Raw genomic sequence first — 24,659 nt, 5'->3', positions numbered from 1 at the left:
TGCCGTTGTGTTGTCGTGTCGATGTCCACTCCTCTTTCCCTGCCCGCCCAACTGGCCGAACTGCAGCACGTCCTGGACCGGATGCCGCCGGTGGCGGCGATGCAGATCCAGGTCGTCTCCTATGCCGATGGCATGCTGGACCTGCGCGCGCCGCTGGCGGCCAATGTCAACGACAAGGGCAATGCGTTCGGCGGCAGCCTGGCCTCGGCCCTGACCCTGTCCGGCTGGGCGCTGGTGACCTTGCGCCTGCGCCTGGCCGGATTCGATGCCGATGTCTACGTGGCCGACAGCCACGTGCGCTACCTCGCCCCGGTCTACGCGGACCTGCACGCCCAGGCCCAGGCCGCCGACGAGGCCGACTGGGAAGGCTTCCTGGCCACGTTCGCCCAGCGCGGCAAGGCCCGCATCGGCGTGCTCGCCCGCCAGCCGGGCACCGACGGCAAGCCCGCTGCGGAACTGGCCGGCCGTTTCGTTGCCTTCCCAAGGCGGTAGGATGGGCGCCTTGCCGATGGGGGAATTCGCATGCGCCGTACGCTTCAGATCCTGCTGCTGACCACCTTGATGCTGGCCAGCGTGGCGGCGCTTGCCGCCGGGCTGAGCCGCAAGCAGCGCAACCTGCTCGAGGAAGCCCAGAACGCCTACGGCGCCACCATCCGCTGGGGCAGTGCCGAGGATGCCATCGGCTACCTGGACCCGGACTACCGCAAGGCGCACCCGCTGACCGAGCTGGAGCTGCGCCGTTACAGCCAGATCCGGGTTTCCTCCTACCGCGAGCGCAGCACCGGTGCCATGCCCGACGGCAGCGTGGAGCGCCGGGTCGAGATCGGGGTGATCAACGTCAACACCCAGGCCGAGCGCCTGGTGCTGGTGCGGGAAGTGTGGCGCTGGGACGCCGAGGGCAAGCGCTGGTGGCAGGCCAGCGGCCTGCCGGACCTGTGGCCGGAATCCTGAATCCGGGCGCCGGCCGGGGCTGGACGCCGATTCGCCCGCATGTGCGACAATCGGCCCCCGCTTATCGACCCGTGATCTGAGTGAATTACGAAGAGTTGCTGGCCTTTGCCGGCCGAAACCCGATGTTGTCGATGGCCCTGGTCGGCCTGACCGTGGCCATCATCGTCACCGAAGTCCGCCGTCTGTTCCGCGGCTTCAAGTCGCTCAAGCCGGCCGAACTGACCCACCTCATGAATGCCGGTGGCGCGATCGTGGTGGACCTGTCCTCCAGCAGCGATTTCGAAAAGGGCCATATCGCCGGCAGCCGCAACGTGCAGCCGACCGCGTTCGGCCCGGAGCACAAGCTGGTGGCCAACGCCAAGCAGAGCCCGGTGGTGCTGGTATGCCGTACCGGCAATGCGTCCGAAACCGCCGCCAAGGCGTTGAAGAAGGCCGGTTTCGAGCAGGTCCACGTGCTCGACGGCGGCATTCCCGCCTGGCAGCAGGCCGAGCTGCCGCTGGTCAAGGGCCGCAACTGATTTGACCTGGATCGCGCCGCACGCCTTGTGCGCGGCGCCACACGCCCCCATCGCAGGGCATGTAACAATCCGCCTTATTGCACTTAATTTCTGGAGCTACAGGAAATGTCCGAAGAGAACACCAACGGCGCCGTCGCGCCGGCCGACGCCGTCACCGGCCCCGCGTTCACCGTCGAGAAGATCTACGTCAAGGACGTTTCCTTCGAGTCGCCCAACGCGCCGGCCGTGTTCAACGACGCCGTCCAGCCGGAACTGCAGCTCAACCTCAACCAGCGCGTGCAGCGCCTGGGCGAGAACGCCTTTGAAGTCGTGCTGGCCGTCACCCTGACCTGCAAGGCCGGCGAGAAGACCGCCTACGTTGCCGAAGTGCAGCAGGCCGGCGTGTTCGGCCTGGTCGGCCTGGACCCGCAGTCGATCGACGTGCTGCTCGGCACCCAGTGCCCGAACATCCTGTTCCCGTACGTGCGTTCGCTGGTCAGCGAGCTGATCCAGGCCGGCGGCTTCCCGCCGTTCTTCCTGCAGCCGATCAACTTCGAAGGCCTGTACGCCGAAACCCTGCGTCAGCGCCAGGAGCAGGGTGAAACCTCGCTGGCCGACTCCGAGCCGGCCGGCAACGCCTGATCGGCGCTGCGTTCGTTTCGATGAGCACCCACGCAGAAAAGATCGCGGTCCTCGGCGCCGGTTCCTGGGGCACGGCGCTGGCCAGTCTGCTTGCCCGGCACGGTCATTCGACCGTGCTGTGGGGGCGTGACGCGGCCATGGTCGAGGCCATCGAACAGCGCCACGAGAACACCCGTTACCTGCCCGGCATTCCCTTGCCGGACACGCTGCGCGCCACCACCGACCTGGCCGCCGCGGTCCGCGACGCCACCTGGATCCTGGTGGTGGTGCCGTCGCACGCCTTCGGTGAAACCGTGCGCGCGCTGGCGCCGCTGCGTCCCGCCGATGCCGGCGTGGCCTGGGCGACCAAGGGCTTCGAGCCCGGTTCGGGGCGGTTCCTGCACGAAGTGGCGCGCGAGGTCCTCGGACCGGACGTACCGCTGGCGGTGGTGACCGGTCCGTCGTTCGCCAAGGAAGTCACCCAGGGCCTGCCCACCGCCATCACCGTCCACGGTGATGCGCCGGAGTTCGCCCAGCAGGTGGCCGATGCGATGCATGGCCCGGCCTTCCGCGCCTACACCGGCGATGACATGGTGGGCGCCGAACTCGGCGGTGCGATGAAGAACGTGCTGGCCGTGGCCACCGGCGTTGCCGATGGCATGCAGCTCGGCCTCAACGCGCGTGCCGGCCTGATCACCCGTGGCCTCAACGAGATGCTGCGGCTGGCCGCGGCGATCGGGGCCAAGCCGGAAACCCTCATGGGCCTGGCCGGGCTTGGCGACCTGGTGCTCACCTGCACCGGCGACCTGTCGCGCAACCGTCGCCTCGGCCTGGCGCTGGGGCGTGGCCAGACCCTGCAGGACGCGGTGCGTGAGATCGGCCAGGTGGTGGAGTCGGTGCAGACCGCCGACGAAGTCATGCGCCAGGCGCGTCGCCACGGCATCGACCTGCCCATCTCCGATCGGGTGCGCGCCGTGCTGCACGGCGAGCAGACGCCGGAAGAAGGCCTGCGTGCGTTGTTGGCACGCGAACAGAAACCGGAATACCCGGACACGCTGTTCAAGTGATCCACGAAAAACCCCGGCCATCGCCGGGGTTTTTTTGTAGCCGCAAACACTGCCCAAAACACGGCCCCCGAAACGAACACACCCGGCACGAGGCCGGGTGTGTTCGTGGCTTACCGACGAGGTAGCAACTAGGGGTGCCGACCGGTGGTCGGCGGCCATGCGCGTGGAAGACGCGCCGGCCTTGCATAAGTGAAGCCCGGCCAGGCCGGGCTTCATGACGCGCGGGAGAGAGGTCACGCGCCATCCAACAACGTACCGCGGTGTGGCGGTCTTACCAGGTGAAGCGCGGGCCGACGAAGTATTCCTTGTCGCCACCCTTGGCCAGCTTCACTTCGCCGGCCAGGCCCCAGTTCTGGTTGAGCTTGGCCTGGGCGCCGACGCGGCCGTAGAACTCGCCGTCCGGGTTGATGCCGTGCTTCTTGCTGTAGTCCTCGTAACCGGCCATCACGTAGCCTTCGAAGTTCGGGGTGAACGCGCTGCGCACGCCGACTTCGGTCGAGTAGCCGTTGAAGTCCAGGCCGCGCTTCGGATCGAACTTCTGGTAAGCCACGCGGGCGACCAGGTCGGTGGTCGGGGCGATGCCGTAGTTGTAGCCCACACCCACCTTCCACTGGTCCACATCATTGCTGCCGCGCTTGGTTTCCTGCGCGTTGTAGTCACCGAAGACATGGAAGTTCGGCGCCACCGCGACCGAGCCCTTCACGGCCCAACCATCCGCGTCGCCACCCTTGGCATCGGTGTTCACGTAGCCGCCTTCAACATAGTTGTACGACAGACCGTCGGTTGCCGAAGCAGCGAACGGGAGTGCAGCGAGCAGACCCAGGGCAAGCAAAGAAGTCTTCATATCGGGACACACCTTTAATTATTTTGGTTTCGTCGGCCGCCCCCCGGGGGAGGGGAGAGAGGGGCGGTCGACAGGTGTTAATTATTCATTTGCCGTCCCAATCGCTCCTGAATATTGAACTGACCGGTACATGAATGAAGCGCGGGTTCAGGGAACTACGGGGTGACATGTAGCCACGTCCCCATAGTTCCTGCCGATTGCACAAACTATGGGAACAAATCCGCGCTCGGATGAGGGGCCGCTGCACACTGTTCTTTTGCTCACCCTGCTTGGCAGGGGTGAGTGGCGAAGCCCGATGGCCACGCACCGAGCGTACTCCATCTCTGATCCGATGGTCGATTCACTGGAGCTACCTGAAAAAAGACGCGCTCAACTGTTTCAAGCGCGATCTATGACGCTCATTTGCCCATTTCAGCAATGCTGACCGCATACTGCATCTATAGAGCCCGCAGAAGCCCGCCGGTTGCGCCGCAACCGGATCAACGAAAGAGCACATTTCTGCTCGATCAAGAGCTCAGCTAGAGCCGCTGATGTTAGAGCTGGCTGAATTATAGTCCTCTTTCGCTTGAGCTTTACCTCTTGATCAGGATGCCGCGATGGGCCCTTTCGAGTCTTGGACTATCTTTCAGCAAATGAGCCTATTTGCGGGCATCGTTATCTTCTATTGTGTCGCCTTGACGGCTTTTTCTGTTTGGGTTGCTCACCGTCAAAACCGCAGATACGAGGCAGAGCGCCTCCGAAGGCAGCGACGAAAGCGCCGAAGAAAGGCGCAGCCATGAAACTTAGGGCCCTGGGGTCCATTCTCGTGCTATAGAACTCCCTTAGCCGAGTTTGAACCGAAACTGCTTGTCTACGCGCAGCGTCTTGCTGTCCTCGCCAGCCGATCAATAGATGCCAGAGCTTAGAACAGCGCAAGCGCAAGTCGGCTTCTGTCCACCCCCAGTGGGGGCTCTTGGAGTGAAGCGCCGTAACCATCGGAGGAATGGACTGCTATCGCAACGTACTCGGCGTGGTGGCTGCCCCGAAATTCTCGCACTCTGCGCGGTACCATGATTCACCGGAAATGGAGTTACGGCTGAGATGGCTATTGTGCAGGATATACGAAACAAGCTATTGGCAGGGCCGACCACCAGGCAGTTCGATCTCAAGGTATGGTTGAGTAGAGGTACCCAAGATGACTGTACTCTTGATGACCTCGAAGTCGTCACCATTGGTTTGACTATTCATCAATCTCTTGGGGCGCTCCGAGAGAAGCTTGCATTCATTACCCGAAAGGACCTTTCCCCCGGGCTCAGGACACACGCTTTTGTCGCGCTTTGCAATCGCGAGTGTCTTCTCGCGCATGTGATCGCTCTAGAAAGTGCGATTGAGTTGACTGCTGGCACAGGCCTGTCGACCGATCAGATTGCCACTCAGAAGATGGAGCTGCCAGGCGGATCCTACACAGCGGATGAGGTCTGCGAAGTCGCGGTCGACGTGACTGAAGCACTGCTCCGGATGTGCCCCACATTGAACGCCGAGTCACTTCAGCCAATAGCAGATCTGCCGTGGAATTACGTTGCGCGCGACTTCAAGATAGCCAACGCCTACGTTTGTGTCGAAGACCTCTGGTTAGACGTCATCTGGAATGACACTCGACAGCTGAGATCGCAACCCACATACGCCTTTGGCCCGACCGATGTGGAGAGGGAGGCGTCGAAAGTTGTTGCTGATCACCGCCACTTCATGACGACCACTCAAGCTCACAACTTCAACTATCTCTCGCTCAAAGACCTGATCGCTTCAGGGAACATCGCTCTACCGAGCACTCGCCAGCTGGAGGGCAGCGTTGGCCCTGACGGTCGCGTCCAGCTGGATTTTTCTCCGGGAGGATCAGAAACAGCCGCGCACTTCACAGCCGTACGATCGATGGTGCCTAAGTACTATCAGAAGATCGTTGTGGAGCAGGCACCGCAAGGTTTGAAGTTGAACGTAGATCGCATTCTGGAGGCCTATCTTCTATTGGGAACACTGGCAGAGTCCATTGCTCGACCTGCGAAGCAGCAGCTGCAGAAGGAAAGGAGCGAAAGTGTGTTCTGTGCCGATTGGGCCGCCATGGCTCCGCCTGTGTCCAGAGTTGACCTTGTCCTTGCGTTACAGGAGGGCCTTGCGATATCGGGCGATGAAGCAGATGAACTCATTGAGTTCCTGACCTATCGGCGCCCCAAGGGTAATTCGTCCGACTCACAATCAGGAGGCCTCTGGGCTGCGCCGTTGGTCAAAATCGATAGCAACAGTGTTGCCATCTGCTACCACACTCTGATCCATCCGAACTTCCGGTGGCTTATGGACGTTTGGCTTAGGAACATCGGCTTCCCACTGGATGTGCGGGGAACTGCGTTCGAAGAATTTGCTAGGTCATCCATCAACGCGAAGATCGAGGCATCCGTGCTCGCGGAGGTGTCCGCCATCTGCAGCTCTTCTTTCGAATTCTCGCCGCCTCATGGTCGAAAAGAGGAAGTCGATCTGCTTATTGTGGTTGGCAACACACTTCTTATTGGGGAGGCCAAGTGTTTTCTGCAGCCGGTCTCACCGGTGGATCGGCGCAATCATCGAGAAAAGGTACTGGACGCGGTAGCGCAGGTAGCCCGGAAAGCTGATGCTGCCCGCTCAGCGCCGGACGAGCTGAGGCGAAGAGCAAAAGAGCTGGGCGTTATTATTCCGGCCAGCGCCGACATTTTGCCTGTGGTCGTGTTGAACCACGCTATCGGGGCCGGGGAGACCATCGATGGCGTACCCGTTGTGGACCTGCGCATCTTGGAGATGTTCTTTGAAGGATCCATGATGTGGATGGCTGATATTTCACCAACTGGGGCAATTGAGTCGAGCATGTCGGAAAGATTCTATAGCTCATCGGCAGATGCTTCCGCCAAACTCGGTCCATACCTGAAAGAACCACCACAGGTCCGTCATCTCAAAGAAGCAGTCAGGCCGCGCTCGACTGACATGTTGCTGCCGTTGGCGCCACATGACGTCGCTACCCGCCTCCACCTTCAGATTGACGCGGATCTCCTGTCGAGCGCTGCCGAACGGGGCGTGCACGGAGCTACTCGCGAAGTTGATGGCCAATGACTCCACCGGCTGTCCCAGGCGAAACCTATGCCCTCCGAGATTCGCATTCGACCAAGATCCGCAGCGGGCTGCAGCGGTCCCCACCGAGCCTTTGGGAATGGTCAGTACAGATCCGGCGGATCCTGGCCGGGGCCCCCTTGGGTGAGCTGGATTCGCTCACGGCCTGCACATCTGAAGGGAGTACACCCTCACCCATGCCGGATCAAAAAGTACCGCTTGTTTTACAGGCGGCGCCCGCTTCTGGCCGTAGGGCGCTATCGACCTAGAAAGCCCGCCTGGCGGCCTAATCAATCCAAGCCGTTGAAGCTGCAGCGCAGATCGCCATTTTTGGCTCGTGCAATGGTCAATGAACTATGCAAATCCTTTCGTTTGATCCTGGCAGGCCCGAAACTTGGTCCGAACACTTGCGCTCGAAGTTGATCGTTTCGCGCCAGTGGTCTGAGCCTTGGTTCAATGAACGTCCCGGAAGGGCCGGCACCTACGACCGGCTACACGAGTTTTTGACCCCTGAGCTACGACGCTACGCTCTGCGTGGGTGGCACTGCACGCGATTGCTTGACACTGAGGTTCACAAAATCCTTAACGAAGGGCTTCAAGTGCTGTCTGAAGACCTTCTATTAAAACGAATCGACGCTGCGCATGCAGCGGATGAGTTGACAAATGAGGTGGCAACTCGATTGCGAGCCGGCAACGTTGCGGGTCAACGGAATCGTAAGGGACAACTCTGGTTCGGATTCTCGAGTGACTTGCCAGACGAGTCGGCGATTAGTCCTCTTCTGCGAAACTGGGGCGGAGAAGCCATGTACTGGGCGCATGCGAATGACGGGAAAATTGCGCCCGTGTTGCAGAACCTGGGACGGCCCACGGTTATCGATGCTTGGGTGCCAATATCCGGTTTGCGCGCAGTCCAAAGGCTTGTGGATTTGGTTTGCCAAGTGGATCTTCAGACCGCGAGATTGCTTGAGCATCCTGAGATCGGGAACTATGAGGATTATTCGACAGAACCTGTTCCGGCGGAGAACATCATTGCGATCACCCAGTATCCAGGAACAGACTTTGAGCGTCGTACCCGTTGCCTAGCATGGAGAGAGGCGTTGAAGTAGGTGGCAGCCAACGAGCTAGGTGCTAGAAGGAACTGCCGCATCTGCATTGCCCCCAATATCCGTTTCTTGCCGAAAGATGACATCCATCCACATCGAATCCAACGTTGTTACAAAGCGAGTTACTTGGACCCGCGGCGCCAATTCGGAGGCCACAATAACTACAGGTCTCCTTAATCAGCTGATCCGCAGGTGCCGCAAGAAATGAAGTCCAGGCGTATCCTGTGTCCTCCAAAGGGCATCTTGAAGCGGTCACGCCGAGCCCCCGCCGGTGGTAATAGGACAAGCCCACATCAATCCACACGTCCAATTATGCGTATGCCCGAGAGACAGGAGCCATGCTGATGTCTACGATCAATGAGCCTTGGGATATGACGATTGCGCTGCGAGATCTATCGGTCGGTCTGGCAGAACACGTGCACGCCGCCACCGTCCCAACACAGCGTGAGTTGAACGAGTGGCTGCACTACATTAACCGAGCGGCTCCGGTGTATTGGGCACTTGAAAGAGCCTGCGAAGAGATTGTTGAGGATGGCGTTACGGAGTACCGAATTCAGGCGCTAAAGCAAGCCCTGACCTATGCCCAAGGACAGGTTGAGTACTGGCATAGGAAGGATCGATGGTAAATTAAATCGACCTTATTCTTGGGTGCGCAATGTGGTCCTAAAGAGCGTGCTGGGCTGGTGATAGGGGTGCTGCGGCGACTGGTTCTCGCTCACGCTCCGCTCAGCAACGATACTCTGATGAAGGAATGCCCGGTTACCTGAAAACGCGCCAAGCTTCAATTCCGACGGCCATCCCTGCTGCTTTCAAATAAGGGGTGCTCTGGGCCGCATTGCGCCGGGTGCTTCCAGCCCTAAGCAGACGCCTTTAGCGCCAAAGGGCACAAAGTGCGCTTCAACCAGTATCTTGATTGTCGACTCTATACCCGCTGGAGAGCGCAACACAGCTCGCGAGCTATATCAGGACGTGGGGCTTCGTGCCCAAGTATTCGCTCCCGCACCGGAAGTCCGCTATCGGCGCGTTGAAAGCCAAGCCGAATTCTTGACGTTGCTCCCCGAGCTGGCGGCGGCGGCATTGGCTACTGGAGACATTCCTGTGCTCCACATCGAGTGCCATGGGAACGATGACGGCCTAGCATTCTCGGACGGCTCATTCGTCGCTTGGATCGATCTGAAGGGACCGCTGACTACTCTAAACATTGCGACGGCAATGAACTTGCTCGTGGTTGTTGCTGCGTGCGATGGAAGTGCACTCACATCGACGCTCGGATTGGTCGATCGCGCACCTGTTCACGGTCTCATCGGGCCGACGCGCGCGGTCACGCCGGAGGAATTGATGCGTGCGTATCTTGAGCTCTATGGGACGCTCATACGTACTCGATCAGCGCGGGAGGCAGTAGAAGCGATGCTTCGTGCCACGCCTGATACCTTCGTCTATCGCGCAGCGCAATGGCTGTTTCAGCATGTGTGGGATCACTATCAGGCAACATATGAAACGCCAGAGGCTCGTCTGGAGCGCGGCATAAAAATGGCGGCCAATCCCCCCACCGACTACGTCGGTCCACCTCTCCAGCCAGAAATATTTGCCCAGGCCTTGGCGGAACGCAATCGGGAATTCTTCGACGCCTTTCGCCGGAAGTTCTTTCTATGCGATCTATTCCCTGAGCATGAGATGCGCTTCCCTGTTCGATACGACGCTGTTTGAGGACGGCTTTTGGCCGGATTCGGACACTCCATGGCCGCTCATCAGTTGGGCGGGTTCCCCTGGACATCATTCCCTCGAACTAGGTCACAGGGACGGAGGGCACGATCCCTGCGGCTTTTCTGATCTGGGCACCAACCGCCCTTAGGCCACGTTGCAGAGCCGCATTGAGGTCGGCGGGCCCGGTCGAGGCATGACGATCCGAGATCTGGGGCAGCTTCTGCGCCCACAGAACTGAGATTGCTTCGGCGGCAGGATGAGCAGCGACCGTGGCGCGGAACCGTATCCAGGCGCCTTGAAGTAGCCCAGATGGTCGGCAAGTTCTGCTTCAACACAGGCATGGGCGCCGGCAATGGTCTCCCAATGACGCCCGGGTTATGGCGACGGCCTATGCCAAAGGCGACATCGCGCTCCCGGCCAAGGTCCAGCCTTTGGTGGGCGGGGTGGCATTGCTTGGCGAGCCGTTCGAGGGGAGGGCAGACAGCTTCGACCCGGCGGATTTTCTGGACGCGGGCCGGCTGCAGGAGTCTTGGCTCAACGTCTGGGTCGGTAAGAAGGTGGCCGGCTCTTGGCGGCGGGCCTCAAGCATGCACAGGCAGTTGTGCATGACCTAGGGGCAGTGCCGTAGGTGTCAAAACACCGAGCAGTCTTAGTTTTGCAGATCGAACTAGTTTTCCCGCTAGTCACAGGCTCCTGCTCACGATGACTCGCTAGATGCAGTTACGGTTTTGCCTGGATATGCGGGATCAGCAAGTTGGCTGAGGAATCGCCAACGGATCGGCTGGCAGCAGATCTACCAGTGATCTTGCACTCGCAGAGATCAGAAGGTCGCAGTTCTCTGACATCTCTTCTTTCACCCCGTGCGCGAGGGTGAAGAGGTGGAGTTGAGCACCCTCTCGTCTGGCAAATTTCATAGCAGGTACAAAGTCGCTGTCCGCCGTGACCATGGCAATCACGTCGACGTGCTTCTTCAAGGTCAAGGCAGCGATATCCATGCCAATTCGCATGTCCACGCCCTTCTGGCGGATCACCGGTTTCAGGTCTACTGGGCGAACCTGGAGCGTGTTGGTGTCAGCGTCGAACCTTGCTGAGGAGCGCTTCAACTTCTTGAACTGAGCGCTCCAGCCATCGTGGGTGCACTCTCCTTTGCGGAGAGCGAAATGCGGAAGCTTCGCCACTTCTTTCAGAAGTGCTGCATTCTCGTTGAACACGTCGGTGCTGCCGTACTCGATGGACTCACCCGTGAGTGGATGGTCAACTGACCTTCCTAAGGGAGCGGCATCGTAGTAGTAGATGCGGTGAAGCTCAAAGCCTGACACCGCCTCATGCTTACGAATCGAGGCTACCAAGCGCTCAATGTTTGAGGGAGTCACATCGCCAAGATCTCGCTTGATCTTGCGCTTCACGAATCCAGCATCCAAGAGCAGCGCGTACCTCTTACCCACCGCATCCCCTTCCTTTGGGCAAAAAAAAGCCGGTTGCAGGTGGAGGTCGAGCCCCTCTTATATGTCACCTGCAAACGGCCGTGTTTTCTTTGGATGGAGCCTTAGGCTCTTCCGTGGGCGAATTATTCCTATCCAAATCAGGCTCCGCAAGTCTGCACGCCAGAGCGCCACGAACAGGATATCCACAGCCTTGTCCACAGAATTAGTCAACATCTTGTGGTTGCGGTGGGTGACCGCCTACATATTGTGGTCTAAGTGCCTGAGACACCATCCAATGCTATTCATCTTTCATTCAGCATCCGTTAGGAAGTGAATTGGGAAATATCTATCTATGGCAAGCACTTACAGATGTCGGCCTACGATTCAATGCCCGTAGCTCTCAAAATCTCGCGCGCCAACGAGACAGATCGTACGTGACGCCACTCATGGTGCGATAGGTGTGGCTCTTTCCTCGTCGCAGCCAGCGATGACCAAATGAAGTGGTGCTGTCAGCCGGTGCGTAAGCCTCAACAACCGGAGCGGCTATGCGATCACCGGGAGGTCATTTGCTGCTTCGGCTTATGGGCAGTGAAAGCGCGGCCCAGAGCGTTGGAGCGCGCCTTAGCGCGCGACGCGACGCTGCCCATGACCAGGCGTTCAATTGGCTGGGGCCCACAAGCCTTGGGATGTATGCACAGAGATGTCCCGGCGTCTCCCGATGCTGCAATTGGCCCTGGCTGATGAACTCAAGCCCGACACCTAGGGGCCATCCCCAGAAGTTGCAATTCCAGCAGTTCAGGCTCAAGCTCCGCGCGAGATCGAACTCCAAAGGAACGTATGTCTATGGAAGGACTGCCCACCAGCCCATGGCCTAGCCACCTGCCACATCAGTGTCCGCCTTCAGATGCCATACCGCCAGACGGTGAGGTCTTTCGACTCGTCGAAGCGATTCCCGCCACGGCCGAAGACATGAAGTGCGCGATGGAGCAAGGCACTTTCCCTCGAAAGGACTCATGCCTGCGAGCAGCGTTGTCGTGTTCGCGCACTCCTGATTACTTGGAGGACCTTCGAGCGTCTGTTCCGCGGTTGAAAGCTCACCTAATCGCAGTTGCGACGCTAGATCACACCCATGGGCTGATTAAGCAGACGGGAGCTGCGGGACATCATTCTCTGTGGCTCTTTGCGGGAATCCTTCCTACCGCACATCAGCTATTTGGGGCTCACCCATGAAGCACAAATGGGCACTCGGACAAGGTTCTCTAGCCCCGAGCATTCGATTCGAGGTTGTCTCCGTACTTGCAGAGTACGAAGGCCCTCAAATTCTCCTGTCGAAAATTAATGGGCAAGAGTCCCTGGGAGTGGCGGCCGACGAAGACGATGCCGCAGTCAGATGGCTGTTTTCGCCCGTATCGACGGTAGAGTTGCTGGCGCTGGCCGGAGGCCACTGCTCAACTTACTCGGCGATGGTGAAGGACGGGATCTCAGTCCTAGACCTGGATGACAGCTTTGCGGTGAAAGGTGCTTGGGAGCTAACGCTAGACCAGCTCTCTGCAGACATCCTCCCGGATCCTGGGAGCAAATTGCCCAGAGGCGCGAGAGCGTTGCTGTCCGAAATGTACCCTCCAGTAGCTTCGTCTAGGCTTACCTTGGGTAGAGCAAGTAGTCACGAGCCTCTCAGCTTTAGGGTGATGTCCGGCGTTCTGAGCACATTCCAGCGGCTATGGACCACTCTGGCTCAATCTATCGAAGGTGACTCAGTCACCAATCGAGGACGCTGGAGCAGTACGTTGGAGGAGCGCGCAACCCTGCATTTTTCAAGGGCGGTGCCTGGCTCTTTACGGATTGACATGCAAGCTGGCGACCAATCGCTGCATGAAAACGTGTCTGAGCTATTCTCCTTCATGCTCAACGCGTCCGATACCCCTGAAGTACAGGATGTGTCGAATCTGCTCCACGCCGTAGGGCCACGCGCCAATGCTCGTTTGATTGAGCTCCTGAAGCTCGTGCAGAAGTCAGGTATCGAGCTGCTGAATGAGAGCCAATCTGGTGGCGCTTACCTGAGTCCGTCGATAGCAAATCGCGTATTGCAGGCGGGTAGGTTTGAGGAGACTAGGACGTCGGTGATGGAGGCCGCTTCCGGGTTCTTCTTAGCCTTCAGTGAATCGGATGCGGAGTTCGAGTTCTATGATGAGGTGCGCGACGCGGTTCTGGAAGGATCAGTGGATGCTCGAGTCATTAGCGCTCGCGATGCCGTGACGGTTGGCCAAGGCGGATCTTATGCAATCGTAGTTGAGAAAGTTACTCGCCAGCTCTCTGCATCAAGACACGAGGTTAAGTTCATCCTTCGCGAAATCATTGACTCAACTACATTGAGCTGAATTTCTAAGGGATAGGGTAGGCGTGGCCCCAACCGCCCGTTACGCCGCTCCTCAGGGCGCATTGACGCAGGAGGCGTTGAGATCATTGGTGGTCGTTTGCCTGCCAACTCCCCCAGTTCTCCTCTCGGTCGACGCCTGCAGCGCTCCGATCCTCTTGCCGACCCAACCGCAGGAGGCGGATGCTTGGGGCGCTTTGAGCGTTCCAGGCAGCATTAGTCGGCTCGCCCTAAGAACTGCGCAAGCGAGTAAAGGGGCTTGTGGCAAGCCCAGGATCCGAATTTCTATGACGCCAATGGAATTGGAGGTCTCTGCAGCACGCCCTCTCAAGCTAGTTCGCTTGTCCCCATAGTTTGTGCATCTGTTACGAATGGACTGACTATGGGCCAATCCCTTTATGATTCAATGAGATGCGCCTCGTCGAAGCAAGCTATGGGAACATTTCTCTCATAGTTGCAGCGCTTTTCAGTCGACAGGGCTGCAACTTTGGCGCGAATTGGTGTCGAAACTATGGGGACGTGGCTATGTAGCCGCGGCCATGCGCGTACCGACTCCTGCACCGACGAGGCGACTTCCGAACACGGATCTTGAGCGCGACGCCGGGTTTCGACGTGGTCTTGCGTCGGCGTTGGGCCCCCGCAAACCGTACATGTCAGTCGCGTCATCTCACGCTTCCTGCGCCAGTCTGAAGCTGACGGTCAACAGGAAGCATTCGAGGACTGACCTGCCTCCAGCCGGCGCTGGCTGTTTAGTCCGTGCCCTCGTTCCAGGGTTGCCGACGCATGTCGAACGACGGTGCCGATTGCGGTCGGAGCCTGATTCCTCCACTCGTTTTTGAGCGAGGTTCGAAAGGATTTCGACGAGGGAGTGAGAAGAACAAGCAGCGTATTTTTGAAACTGGAAAACACGTGTTTTCTTGAAGCGCTCATGAGGGAAGTCCTGCCCTACACCTCGACGCGGTACCGTCCTGATCCCGCGCATGCAGTGGGCAATACAAGCTGGCGCCGCTCAAGGCATCGCCACTGTCCGTTCCTGGTCGGAAGCAGGCATCACGCTGGAAAGGCGAGCGCAACATCATTGGCGCAGGAGCGCCGATCCAGGCCCGTACCTGTATCACGCCCGTCCATGCACTGGACCGCGGCTGCATGATTCGCCCTGCCGGATGAGGGACAGAAGCGCGTAAGCCCATGCCCAGACGCGGGACCGTCCAGCGTCGTTCGACCTCGCCGGGAATGCATCAACGCCTGTGGAAAAGCCGCGAGCGCCTGCTCTACACTGGCCCGCCGTCCGTCCTCCTCGCGTCCTTGCCCCATTGAATGGGGGCGCGGCAGCGAAGGCGACCGTGACCGCGATCTACCCGCGTTTTCCAGCGATATCCGCAAAGCCGATTCATCCAACGGGGATAAGCGATATGAGTCTGAAGTCGATTGCGGCGGCACTGTCGCTCACCACCATGTGCGCGGTGTCCGCCCATGCAGAAAACGCTGCGCCGCTCGCCTTCGCGGATCGCCTGGCGCAAGCGCGGTCGTCGCTGACCGTCCGGCCGGAGGGCTTCTCGGGTCCGGGCGCTGCGATCCTCGCGGACGCGGTCAACGCCAGCCGGTACGTGCTCATCGGCGAGAGCCATTTCTCGCGGGAGATCCCGGCCTTCACCACCAACGTCTGTCGCTTGATGGCGCCCGGCGGCCTGACCGCCATGGCCGTGGAGACCGGGCCGGAGGCCGCGGTGGCGGTCAATGCACGGCTGAGAGCGCCGGACCGGGAACAGCAGATTGCGGACTTCCTCACCACTCATCCGGACGTCATGGCGTTTCTCAACAGCCGCGCCGAAGGCCAGACGGCGGCCGATTGCGCCGCCGTCGCCGGGCCTGACTTCAGGTTGTGGGGACTGGATCAGGAGTTCCTGGGCGTCAGTGGCTATCTGTTCGAACAGATGCTGGCCGCCAATCCAGGGCCGCTCGCCCGCGCCCAGATCGAGGCGTTGGCCAGACAGGAAAGAACGGCCGTGCAGGCCGCGCTCGCCTCCGGTTCGCCCATGGACCTGTTCCTGTTGACGGCCACCGATGCGACGCTGGACGCCGCGGGGACGGCCATCGACAAGGACGGTGGCGAGCGGGCAAAAGCGCTGTTTGCGGCCTTGCGCGAAACACGCGCCATCTACCAGGCCTCGCAATCTGGCCGTGGCGATCCGAACGGACGCCGGGCGCGGCTGATGAAGCGAACGCTGGCGGCCCATCTCGCCGAGGCGCCGCAGGCGCGCGTGCTGATGAAGTTCGGTGCCTATCACCTCTACAAGGGCTACAACCCCCTCGGCCAGCGCGACGTGGGTAACTTTGTCGCTGAACATGCCGACGGCGAGGGCGTGCAGGCCGTGAACATGATCGTGGTCGGCGCGAAAGGCGTGGAGGCCGGGTACAACGGGGTCAGTCGCCCGATGAAGGTGTACGACTTCGACGCGACCACGGGCAAGGGCAGCGACTGGCGCAAGGATGTGATGTCGGCACGTCCCGCGGACACGGCGCCGGGCGACTGGATCCTGGTGGATCTGCGCCGTTTGCGCAGCAAGGATATGGACGCCCTCACCCCCGAATGGCGCGAGCTCATCCGCGGCTACGACTTCGCCATCGTGGCGCCGACACTGTCGCCGTCCACCAAGCTTGGGGCGGACGCCGCCCCCTAGCGGATCTCCGCGGTCAGCCTCGGCGACCGCGATTGGACGTGGGTAAACTTCATCCGCCAACACGGCATCTCAAAAGGACGCGAGCATGCGAGTACGGATTGCGGCCCTGGCCATCCTGATGGTGGCCGGCTGCGCCACGAGCCCCCGCACGCCCCCGCCGCCGCCGATCACGCGCGTGGGGTTCGACAGCGGCGTGCACGCCGACCGGGTGTCGGCGTGTGCGTTGGATGCCCTGGGCGGCGACTACCGCATGCGCCGCACTGCGCCTTGGCTGTACCAGATCTTCCGACCGCAGACCCCGGGGGGTGGTGACATGGGCTGGTACATCTTCAATGACGGCAATGGCGGCAGCAAGATTCGTTACCCGGACAGCTTCCAGGGCAGCGAGGAAGAAGCGCAGGTGCGCCAGTGCGCGGGCATGGCACCGAACGCGGCGTCATGACGCAGAGTGGTGCACAGGTGAGCGCCCTGCCAGCAGCAGCGCGATCGATGCGGCGCGCACGCCCCTGAATGAAAAAAGCCACCGCCGAGGACATCCTGGTCCTCGGCGATGGCGCCCCTACGCGTGTTGCTGTGGCCTCAGCGCTCGGCGGGCGGCTGGCTCTGAGCAGCCGGCGCCTGCGCCGCCGGTTCGGCCTGGCGTGCGTTCAACTGCTGCTGCAGGTTGTCGCGCATTTCAGTGAAGGCGCGACCCGCCGGGGTCTCGGCCAGCCCGGCCAGCGCGTTGCGCATGCCGTCGGCGTTGCCTTCGCGCGCGGCATTGAACAGCGAAGAGAGCACGCTGTTGCCTTCCTTCTCGGCCTGCGGCGCCTTGGTCTGCTCACGTGCCTGGTCCAGCGCGGCATGGGTCTTGGGACCCACCACGCCATCGGCGCTCAGGCCCTTGTCGCGCTGGAACGCCTTGACCGCTTCTTCGGTGTGCGCGCCGAACTTGCTGTCCACGTCCAGCGGCTTGCCGTTGCGGTCGGTGTAGCCGAGCTTATTGAGCGATTCCTGCAGGGCATGCACGCTGCTGCCGCGGCTGTCTTCGCGCAGGGTCGGGTGCGACTGCGCGGTCGACTCGGCCTTGCCCGGTGCAGCGTTCGCCGCAGGCGCGCGTTCGCCCGCAGTGGCGCGGGCGCCGCCGTCCTTGATCAGGTCGCGGCCATTGGCCAGCGGATCGGTGGCGAACAGCTCTACGCCGCGCGCGTGCTTGCGGTCCAGGTAGCCCTGCAGCGGGATCATCTCCACGCCTTCGCCACTGCGCGACTGGCTCACCTTGAGCTGGCCGTCGGTGGGATCACGCACCACCATGGTGATGTGGTCGATACCGTTGAAGCGGCCCCGGTCCCAGCCCTTGGCGCCGTTGTCCTCGCCGATGATCATGCCCTCGCGCAGCGAGTTGGCGGTGATCTCCTTGCCGGACATCAGGGTGCCCGAACGCTCGGAGGCTTTCTGGATGATCCCGGCCGCATGGTCGAAGCCCGGGCTGAACTGGTCGGCCTTGGTGAACACATCGCGACCGGCCTTTTCGTTGATCTCGGCCATGCTCTGGTTGGCCAGGCGCACCACCCAGCCGGAGCAGTCCACTGCACCGGACTCGGGCTTCTTGTCGCCGAAACCGTACTTGACGTGGTCGAACTGCTTGGTCAGTTCGTAGGCACGGTTGAGCTCGATGCCTTCACCACCGGTGGCCGGTGCGGCCGGCTGCGCGGGCGCGACGGGCTCGGCCGCAGCCTTGGCCGGTGCAGCGGTGGCCGCAACAGCGGCGGTGCCCGCCACGGCAGCAGCGCCTGCAGCCACGGCGGCTGCCGCCGGTGCCTGCGCCGGAGCGGCCTGCGCATGGCCGGGCGCCTGCGAACGCAGCGCCTGCAGGGTGTCACGACCGGCCACGCCGTCCACGGTCAGACCGTGGTCACGCTGGAAGTTCTCCACTGCGTGGCGGGTGTTGTCGCCGTAGGACCCGTCGGTGCCCAGCGCCTTGCCGTTGCGGTCGGTGTAGCCGAGCGCGTTGAGCTGCTGCTGCAGCTGCTCGACCGGTGCACCGCGTTCGTTCGGCGAGAGCATGCCGTCGGCCATCGGATCACGCGCGGCGCGCGAGGGCGCAGCGGCGGTGTGGCTGAGCGTGCCGCTCGGCAGGCCGCGCGTGGCCTCGTCGGCATACCCCTGGTAGCGATCCATGTGGTCGCCCATCTTGGCGTAGGCGCTCTGCAGCGAGATGCTGCCATCGCCGTACAGCGCCGGGTTGCCGGAGATCACTTTGCTGCTCAGCACGCTGTCCACGCGCGCATTGGGGTTGTCGCGCAGCTTGGACAGGAAGCTGACCGCATCGGTCGAGCCCAGGTTGTGCATGGCGTAGACATTGGCGTCCACGTCCTTGCCGCCGTACTGCGAGGCGCGCTCGATGTTCTCGCGGGTGAACTCGGCCAGCATGCCCGCCTGCAGCTTGGTGTTCTCGCGCAGCTTGGGCGAGTTGGTCTGCTCCTTGGTCATGTCGGCGGCATTGGCCACGCCGTACTTCTCGCCGTACTTCTGCACCATGTCGTGCCAGGTGCCATTGAGGAACTGGCCATAGCCATGCGCCGAGGAAATGGCCTTGGTGCCGTCGTACTGCGTGACCGTGTTGAGCTCCGGCTTGGAGGTGGAGATCGGCCGCGCATTCGGATTGAAGCCCGACTCGAAGCCGGCGATCTTCACCATCACGTCCACGTCGATCCCGGCCGTCTTGGCCGCCGCTTCCAGTTCCTGCCGGTGCGCTGCCCAGCGTTCGTCCCGATTTGACATAGTAAGTTTCCTTTTAGTGATTCAGCTGAACATCGAAATGAGGCGTTACGGCGCCCCGGGGTAGACCTGCTGCTTGGGGTCGAAGGCAATCACCGACGTCGCCGCCGCTGCACCATCCCCCTGGCGGGTCGCCTTGATGGGATAGAAACCATCGACCGGCGTGCCGGTCGGGTCGATCTGGATCTGCACGACTTCGCTCGGCGAGTCTTCGCTGCTCTGCGCGATGCGCGAGACATCGCGGAACACACCGGCGACCGGTACCAGCAACGCGTACTGGGTGACGGTCACGCCCTGCCAGGTACCGCCGGCGGTGCCCAGCCAGCCATGCCGATCCGGGCCGACCTGCACCAGCTGCGCGTCGCGGCAGCCGCAGTCGCCGGCCTGGCCCTGGTCGATGGCCGCGGTGGCGGCCAGCGGCGTCCACTTGCCATCGGCGGTGACGGTGGCGGCGAACGCGCCGCGCAGCCCCGGATCCACCAGCGAGTAGGTGTCCGCGTTGGGATCGCTGTAGGTCTGGAAGTACACCTGGGTACCGGAGGCGGCGGCCACGACCTTGGGCGTGTCCGGCTTCATGCAGTAGTCCAGCGTGTCGTTGGCGCCTTCGAAGCTGTGCGACCAGCAGCCGGTGGCGGCGTTGAAGGCCTTTTCGCCGTACGCCTTGCGCAGCATCCCATCGACCACGGCCTGCAGCTGCTCGGCGCTGAGCGCGACCGGTGCGGCGGCGGTGGGCGTGGCCGCGGCGGCAGTAGCCGGTGCGGTGGCCGCCGCCGCGGGCGCGGTCGACGGTTCGCCTGCGGGCGCCTGCGCCTTGCAGGCGGTCAGGCCGGCCACCAGGCAAACGCCCAGCCACAGGGCGTGGCGCGCGGGAAGGGCGCGGGTGGAACGCGCAACGGAAATCACAGCCGGCTGTTCAAGGGCGGTATGCATGGTGTCGTCTCAGGGAAAATCGGCCGCGGCCGATGAGGAAAAGAAGCGCCCCGCGTCGTGCCTGCCTGCCACGGCCGGTCCGCGCACGATGGGCGCGCAGGACAACGGAAACGACAAAACGGCGCCGTCATGATTGACGTTCGCTGGGCGGTGCTGGCCGGGGACGGCCAGACGATCGAAAAGGGTGAGTGCGGAGTGAAGAAATGTCTTCCGCGGACCGACCCGGGTAGTGTCCGTATGCATCGCGATCTCCATGCGTGCCACGCGGCAGCGCAAGCGCTGCCACGTATTGGCCGATCCGGACCACATCCTTGGGTCCGCTACCGGGAGATCGGCCGGTAGGTGTTATGGCCGGGATCGTAACGGTACTCGGTCGCGTTGTCACCCCCCGCCGTCTTCACGCGCAGGGCCGGCAGGTCCGAGCCGTCGACCGGCACCAGCTCCAACGGCGCTGCTGCGGCGGCCGGGACGGTGCCGAGGTAGGTCCACTTGCGCTCCTTGGTGCCCTGCAGTTCGTGCGGGTTGAACACCAGCATCTCGAACGCGGGGCTGGCGGCATCGCTGGTGCCCGCACGGGTGGGCAGTGCCAGCAACACGCGCCCGGATGCAGTGGTGAAGGTCTGCGGCTTGCGTGCCGTGTCGATCGCGTTGCCCTGCTCGGCCTGGCCGAACTCGCCGATGTACGGCTCGCTGCCCTGCAGCGTCCAGGCGTTGTTGCCATCGGCCACGTAGGTGGCATGGGCGAGGGTCACCTTGGCGGCGGGATCGATGCGGCCACTCTGGCGGTCGGCGCCGTACCGAGTGGGGGTGAACCAGGCAAAGCCGGTGTAGTAGCGCTTGCCATCGGCCTGGAATTCCAGGCCATGCCAATAATGGATCTTGCTTCCGTTTTCCACGTTGTAACTCAATGCGCCACCGCCGTCGATATCGCTGATCGCGGTCAACACGCTTTCCGCGCTGGGAGCGGGTGCGGTAGCGGCCTGCGTTGCGGGCTGCTCCGTGGCAGCGGTGGGGGCAGGTGCCGCGGCAGGTGCAGGCGCTGTCGGCGTGGCGGCGGCCGGTGCCGACTCAGTGCCTGCGCCGCAGCCGGCAAGGACCAGCGCAGTGGCCACGGACAGAAGGGAAAGACGAATGCGGCTTGGCATGAACGCACCTTCATGGATGGAAAGCCGGAGTCTAGCGGAGGCGCTTTGAATGCGCTTTGACGTGGCTTCACCTGAGGACGCCCCCGGTGGGGGCCTATAAGACCGCCCGCTGTCGGGAGGGCTTGACGATATTCCTATGGCCTAAACGTGATCGCAGGGGGCGCTCTGGCCAAGAGGGCAGTTGAAGATAGGCGGTTGCCTGGACAGTGGGGGAAGTTGGAATGACGAAAGTTCACTTTGTGATTATTAGCGTGGAAATTTGAGGCGGTGATTTCTGGTGGGGCTCACGACACCGCGCCGGCTGCCAGCGCGGCAGACGAGTGTTTCGGCAGGGGGGCGCTTGGGGACGGTCCTGCCTGCAGGCGGCAGCACATTGCACTGCCATGATCGCTTCGGCCAGGTCACCTGCAAGGTGCAGACCGTGGGCTGGCACCGCGGTTTACTATGATCCGGTGAATAACGTAAAGGTTGTGATGGGAGTCAATGGGGTTGTTACCGCATTCCAGGTACCAGGTCGGATTCACTGCCTACCCAAGCGCTTCTCTTTGGTTCTCTGGTAGTCAAAAATCCTGCGAGGTGATTTGACATGAGGCCGCAGCGCGCACGGGCGAGGCTGGACAATGAGAAGGTTAATCCTGGGAGAAACAGAAGGTTGGTGCTGCCTCTGTTTCGGCGAAAGCATGACTACGGTAATTTCGACCTCGGCGAACTGATGCCGGGGCTCGAGGCGTTCGGGATAACAACGGTCAAGCGTTTAAGGTTGTCTGATGAAGAAACACAGACGATCCATTCTTGATGAGGAGCGGACGAAAGTGTCGCGTGTCGAGACGCTGCATGTATTGCGTCAGTTCGACCGTAGAGGGATCGACGCCCGTTCCAATACCTCATGGTATGCAATCGTCGGCTTGGTAAGGTAGGCGATGGAGAGGGAGTTTGGCTGTGAGGCGATGCTGCCTTTTCACGTAGATGGCGGATCCAATGAGCCACTGGCAGGTGTGCCTGACGCGTAGTCCGGTTGCTTCACGGCGCCTCTATCGATGTCGCAGGTCTCTCCTGAGTTCGCCCGTCCTCGCCGTTTGGATGGCTGCAACGCATGGGTGAGGCAAGGTCTTCCACACGGCGCATGCAACCTCGCCCTTGGGCGCGGGAATACCAACGCAAGCAGAGGAGCGTCATCAATGGGACTGTCGCGTGTTCTGGTGAGCAGTGTGCTCCTGGCCCTGCTGCCGGGGTGCAGCGAAGATTCTGTCGGCGTGAGCTATCCGTTGGGCAGGAATGGAGCGCAATGCCGCTTCTACAAGGGGTTTGATCGCCATCCTCCCGCGGTAGTGGTGGATGGGCTGCGCGCGCGCGGATTGGATAGTCGCAGGCTCATTGGCAGGACGGTCTGTGGTGATGTGGTTGGCTGGCAACTTCTCCCCCTGGGGGCGGACATCAACACTATTCCACCTCCCGATGTTTACAAGGACGTCTGGTTGGAAGGTGATGGCTCCGTGGTGGTCAGTCCTGACGACTTCGCCGGGGACGCGGTGCGCAATAAGGGGGCAAACCGGTAAGTGAGAGGTCGACGATGCTGGTTGCCACCGTGGGGGCCTGTTCCGAATGGGTACGCCATGCTCGCGGCGGTGGAAGGCGCGCCAGGCGCTCAGCCGCCACATGCTCCCGCGCGGAGCGCGGCACGTGACCCTGGCGAGGCGTGTTGATCCACGTGGACGTGGATGCCTGGCACACCCTCCGCCACGCGATGCGGCCTAGTTCCGTCCCATCGACAGGAACACATCCAGCGGGACATCCGACCAACCGCCGGCCTGCAGTGGTTCCATCGGTTCCAGCTGCGGCAGTGCCTTCAGCGGGGTGAGCTGTTGAAGGCCCTTGATGCGCTCCACGCGCGTGCGCCGCCTGATCACGCTTTCAGTGAATCCAACCGCGTAACCGTCATGGTCCACGACCACGCGGTTCTTGAGCCACCCCAGGTGCCTGCCGTTGAAGCCATAGAGGGACTGTCCATCCACGTAGGCCACCGGCTGCCCATCCCACAGGTAGACGGTCATCTGCTGGTCGGTGTCCAGGTAGGCAACGGCGTACCCACGGATGTCGTAGAGCGACAGCTGCAGGGCGTGGCCGATGGAAGGCATCAGCAGCAGGGTGGCGCACACCCAGGCAAGGGGTTTTCTCGGAAACATGGCGGCCTCGGCTAGCGTTGCGGGTCGGCTGCACCGGTCGGCGTGGGCTGAGCCGTCGCGGACGGCGGCGCCGCGGTGGTCGTGTCGCGCAGACGTTGGCGAAGGCGATCGTTGCTGGCCTGGAATGTCTGCACCAGCGTGTCGCAGGCCTGTCTGGATGCGCCGCACTTGATCGACATCCCCATCTCGACCCCGCCATCGCGCTGGACCAGGGTGCGCTTGACCATCGAGGGGTGCATTGCGTTGCCCGGTGCGGTGATCGACCACAGCACGTGCCCCTGGTGATCCTGGAGCGCGAACCAGTCGTTCTCCAGTCGCTCGCTGACATGGGGGGACGCGCGCAGCGCGACGAGCGCGGCCTCCGGGGACGCGTAGGGAATCGCGTCGCCCTCGCCGTCCATGGGTCCGGCGTGCGCACCTGCGCCCACGCTGGCGAACCACACTGCCAGCGCGATCGTCCCGTTCTTCCAGCGCATCCTGCTCTCTCCCTTGGGCGCCAGGCCCTGACCGGCATGGTATTGCCCCGTCCACCCGGTCGCCAGCGCTGGCCGCGGTCGCCTCCTTGCGCGCACCTGCCTAACGCTGTTAGATTCGCGCCCCTAACATCGTTAGGCAAGGGCCAGCAGGTGCGTCAGCCGATCGGGCGGGAAAACATCGTCGAGGCGGCCTTCCGGATCCTGGATGAGGCGGGGCTGGAAGGGGTGACCCTGCGCAAGGTGGCCTGTTCGCTGGGCATCCGTGCGCCCTCGCTGTACTGGCATTTCAAGAGCAAGCAGGCGCTGATCGACGCCATGGCCGACGCGATGATCTGCGACGTCGCCCGTGCGATCCCGGCCGGCCAGCCGTGGCGGCAGACGCTGCTGCAGATCGCCCGTGAATTCCGGCTGGCGTTCAAGGCCCGGCGTGACGGTGCGCGCGTCTACGCCGGTACGTTCCTGGCCACCGAGAACGTGTTGCGGGTAGGCGAGGCGAGCATGGCCGCGCTGGCCGGCGCCGGCGCCCCGATCCGCTTCGCCGCGACCGCCTCGATGGACTTGGTGTACTACACGATGGGCTTTGTGATCGAAGAACAATCGTGGCCGGGCGACGGCAGCATGGAGGCGCTCGGTGAAACGTTCATGGCCCTGGCCGAGGAGCGTTTCCCGAACTGCTGGCAGGCCCGTGATGTCTGGAGCGAGGTCGACTTCGACACGCGCTTCGAGCAGGGGCTGGGCCTGATGCTCGATGGCATCGAACGGCGTCTGGCCGCCACCCCCTGATGTTCCCC

22 protein-coding genes are annotated in these 24,659 nt (G+C 62.1%); 15 read left to right on the top strand and 7 right to left on the bottom strand.

The genetic code is table 11. The annotated features are described in order from the left end of the window. Positions 1-21: 21 nt before the first annotated feature. From AC06FD_RS11805 to AC06FD_RS11785, 5 genes are all read left to right on the top strand, one after another. Positions 22-492, top strand: coding sequence for a YiiD C-terminal domain-containing protein (locus AC06FD_RS11805; protein ID WP_478077901.1), 471 nt, complete (start codon positions 22-24; stop codon positions 490-492). Positions 493-522: 30 nt separating this feature from the next. Next, the gene (locus AC06FD_RS11800; protein ID WP_259206867.1) at positions 523-951 is read left to right on the top strand and encodes a hypothetical protein; all 429 of its coding nucleotides are present in this window, start codon (positions 523-525) and stop codon (positions 949-951) included. A gap of 80 nt (positions 952-1,031) precedes the next feature. After that, complete coding sequence (locus AC06FD_RS11795; protein ID WP_259206866.1) at positions 1,032-1,469, top strand: rhodanese-like domain-containing protein; 438 nt, start codon at positions 1,032-1,034, stop codon at positions 1,467-1,469. A gap of 105 nt (positions 1,470-1,574) precedes the next feature. Beyond that, positions 1,575-2,090, top strand: a complete 516-nt coding sequence (secB, locus tag AC06FD_RS11790; RefSeq protein ID WP_259206865.1) for a protein-export chaperone SecB — start codon at positions 1,575-1,577, stop codon at positions 2,088-2,090. Between the two features lie 20 nt (positions 2,091-2,110). Further along, complete coding sequence (locus AC06FD_RS11785; RefSeq protein ID WP_478077900.1) at positions 2,111-3,136, top strand: NAD(P)H-dependent glycerol-3-phosphate dehydrogenase; 1,026 nt, start codon at positions 2,111-2,113, stop codon at positions 3,134-3,136. 271 nt (positions 3,137-3,407) lie between these two features. Here AC06FD_RS11785 and AC06FD_RS11780 read toward each other — a convergent pair whose 3' ends face one another. Then, a complete protein-coding gene (locus AC06FD_RS11780) occupies positions 3,408-3,980 on the bottom strand; it encodes an OmpO family porin (RefSeq protein ID WP_259206863.1) in 573 nt (190 codons plus the stop codon). A 1,080-nt stretch (positions 3,981-5,060) separates the two neighbouring features. On the opposite strand from AC06FD_RS11780, the gene AC06FD_RS11775 reads away from it, so the two are divergent. The 5 genes from AC06FD_RS11775 to AC06FD_RS11755 all read left to right on the top strand — a co-directional run bounded on the left by AC06FD_RS11775 (position 5,061) and on the right by AC06FD_RS11755 (position 10,509). Beyond that, a complete protein-coding gene (locus AC06FD_RS11775) occupies positions 5,061-7,091 on the top strand; it encodes a hypothetical protein (protein WP_478077899.1) in 2,031 nt (676 codons plus the stop codon). A gap of 353 nt (positions 7,092-7,444) precedes the next feature. Then, complete coding sequence (locus AC06FD_RS11770) at positions 7,445-8,194, top strand: hypothetical protein (RefSeq protein WP_478077898.1); 750 nt, start codon at positions 7,445-7,447, stop codon at positions 8,192-8,194. 341 nt (positions 8,195-8,535) lie between these two features. Beyond that, the gene (locus tag AC06FD_RS11765; RefSeq protein WP_478077897.1) at positions 8,536-8,817 is read left to right on the top strand and encodes a hypothetical protein; all 282 of its coding nucleotides are present in this window, start codon (positions 8,536-8,538) and stop codon (positions 8,815-8,817) included. A gap of 283 nt (positions 8,818-9,100) precedes the next feature. Beyond that, a complete protein-coding gene (locus AC06FD_RS11760; protein WP_478077896.1) occupies positions 9,101-9,898 on the top strand; it encodes a hypothetical protein in 798 nt (265 codons plus the stop codon). A gap of 374 nt (positions 9,899-10,272) precedes the next feature. Next, complete coding sequence (locus AC06FD_RS11755; protein WP_478077895.1) at positions 10,273-10,509, top strand: hypothetical protein; 237 nt, start codon at positions 10,273-10,275, stop codon at positions 10,507-10,509. A 132-nt stretch (positions 10,510-10,641) separates the two neighbouring features. Here the strand turns inward: AC06FD_RS11755 and AC06FD_RS11750 are convergent, their stop codons facing one another. Further along, complete coding sequence (locus tag AC06FD_RS11750) at positions 10,642-11,301, bottom strand: NYN domain-containing protein (RefSeq protein ID WP_478077894.1); 660 nt, start codon at positions 11,299-11,301, stop codon at positions 10,642-10,644. Positions 11,302-12,545: 1,244 nt separating this feature from the next. On the opposite strand from AC06FD_RS11750, the gene AC06FD_RS11745 reads away from it, so the two are divergent. The 3 genes from AC06FD_RS11745 to AC06FD_RS11735 all read left to right on the top strand — a co-directional run bounded on the left by AC06FD_RS11745 (position 12,546) and on the right by AC06FD_RS11735 (position 16,816). Then, a complete protein-coding gene (locus tag AC06FD_RS11745) occupies positions 12,546-13,697 on the top strand; it encodes a hypothetical protein (RefSeq protein WP_478077893.1) in 1,152 nt (383 codons plus the stop codon). A 1,408-nt stretch (positions 13,698-15,105) separates the two neighbouring features. Beyond that, entirely contained in the window at positions 15,106-16,374 is a 1,269-nt protein-coding gene (locus AC06FD_RS11740) for a TraB/GumN family protein (RefSeq protein WP_259206862.1), read from the top strand. Between the two features lie 85 nt (positions 16,375-16,459). Then, positions 16,460-16,816 carry a hypothetical protein gene (locus tag AC06FD_RS11735; RefSeq protein ID WP_478077892.1) on the top strand — a complete coding sequence of 119 codons (357 nt, stop codon included), beginning with the start codon at positions 16,460-16,462 and terminating at the stop codon, positions 16,814-16,816. A 137-nt stretch (positions 16,817-16,953) separates the two neighbouring features. On the opposite strand, the gene AC06FD_RS11730 is transcribed toward AC06FD_RS11735, so the two are convergent. From AC06FD_RS11730 to AC06FD_RS11720, 3 genes are all read right to left on the bottom strand, one after another. Next, positions 16,954-19,137 carry a peptidoglycan-binding domain-containing protein gene (locus AC06FD_RS11730; RefSeq protein WP_478077891.1) on the bottom strand — a complete coding sequence of 728 codons (2,184 nt, stop codon included), beginning with the start codon at positions 19,135-19,137 and terminating at the stop codon, positions 16,954-16,956. A gap of 45 nt (positions 19,138-19,182) precedes the next feature. Beyond that, positions 19,183-20,064, bottom strand: coding sequence for a hypothetical protein (locus tag AC06FD_RS11725; protein WP_478077890.1), 882 nt, complete (start codon positions 20,062-20,064; stop codon positions 19,183-19,185). 320 nt (positions 20,065-20,384) lie between these two features. After that, positions 20,385-21,011 carry a hypothetical protein gene (locus AC06FD_RS11720; RefSeq protein ID WP_478077889.1) on the bottom strand — a complete coding sequence of 209 codons (627 nt, stop codon included), beginning with the start codon at positions 21,009-21,011 and terminating at the stop codon, positions 20,385-20,387. A gap of 1,376 nt (positions 21,012-22,387) precedes the next feature. Between AC06FD_RS11720 and AC06FD_RS11715 the strand changes: the two genes are divergently transcribed. Continuing rightward, positions 22,388-22,765: a hypothetical protein gene (locus AC06FD_RS11715; RefSeq protein WP_478077888.1), complete on the top strand. Its 378-nt coding sequence runs from the start codon at positions 22,388-22,390 to the stop codon at positions 22,763-22,765. Between the two features lie 195 nt (positions 22,766-22,960). On the opposite strand, the gene AC06FD_RS11710 is transcribed toward AC06FD_RS11715, so the two are convergent. Beyond that, positions 22,961-23,392, bottom strand: a complete 432-nt coding sequence (locus tag AC06FD_RS11710) for a 4-fold beta flower protein (RefSeq protein WP_449335155.1) — start codon at positions 23,390-23,392, stop codon at positions 22,961-22,963. Positions 23,393-23,403: 11 nt separating this feature from the next. Continuing rightward, positions 23,404-23,868: a hypothetical protein gene (locus AC06FD_RS11705; protein WP_478077887.1), complete on the bottom strand. Its 465-nt coding sequence runs from the start codon at positions 23,866-23,868 to the stop codon at positions 23,404-23,406. Between the two features lie 150 nt (positions 23,869-24,018). Between AC06FD_RS11705 and AC06FD_RS11700 the strand changes: the two genes are divergently transcribed. Then, on the top strand, positions 24,019-24,651 hold the full coding sequence (locus tag AC06FD_RS11700) for a TetR/AcrR family transcriptional regulator C-terminal domain-containing protein (protein ID WP_478077886.1): 633 nt from the start codon (positions 24,019-24,021) through the stop codon (positions 24,649-24,651). The last annotated feature ends 8 nt before the right edge of the window (positions 24,652-24,659 follow it).

The sequence above is a fragment of the Stenotrophomonas sp. Steno-Z1 genome, assembly GCF_056393175.1.
Note: the sequence above shows the minus strand (reverse complement) of the source record. Positions and strands in the feature narration are given on the sequence as shown.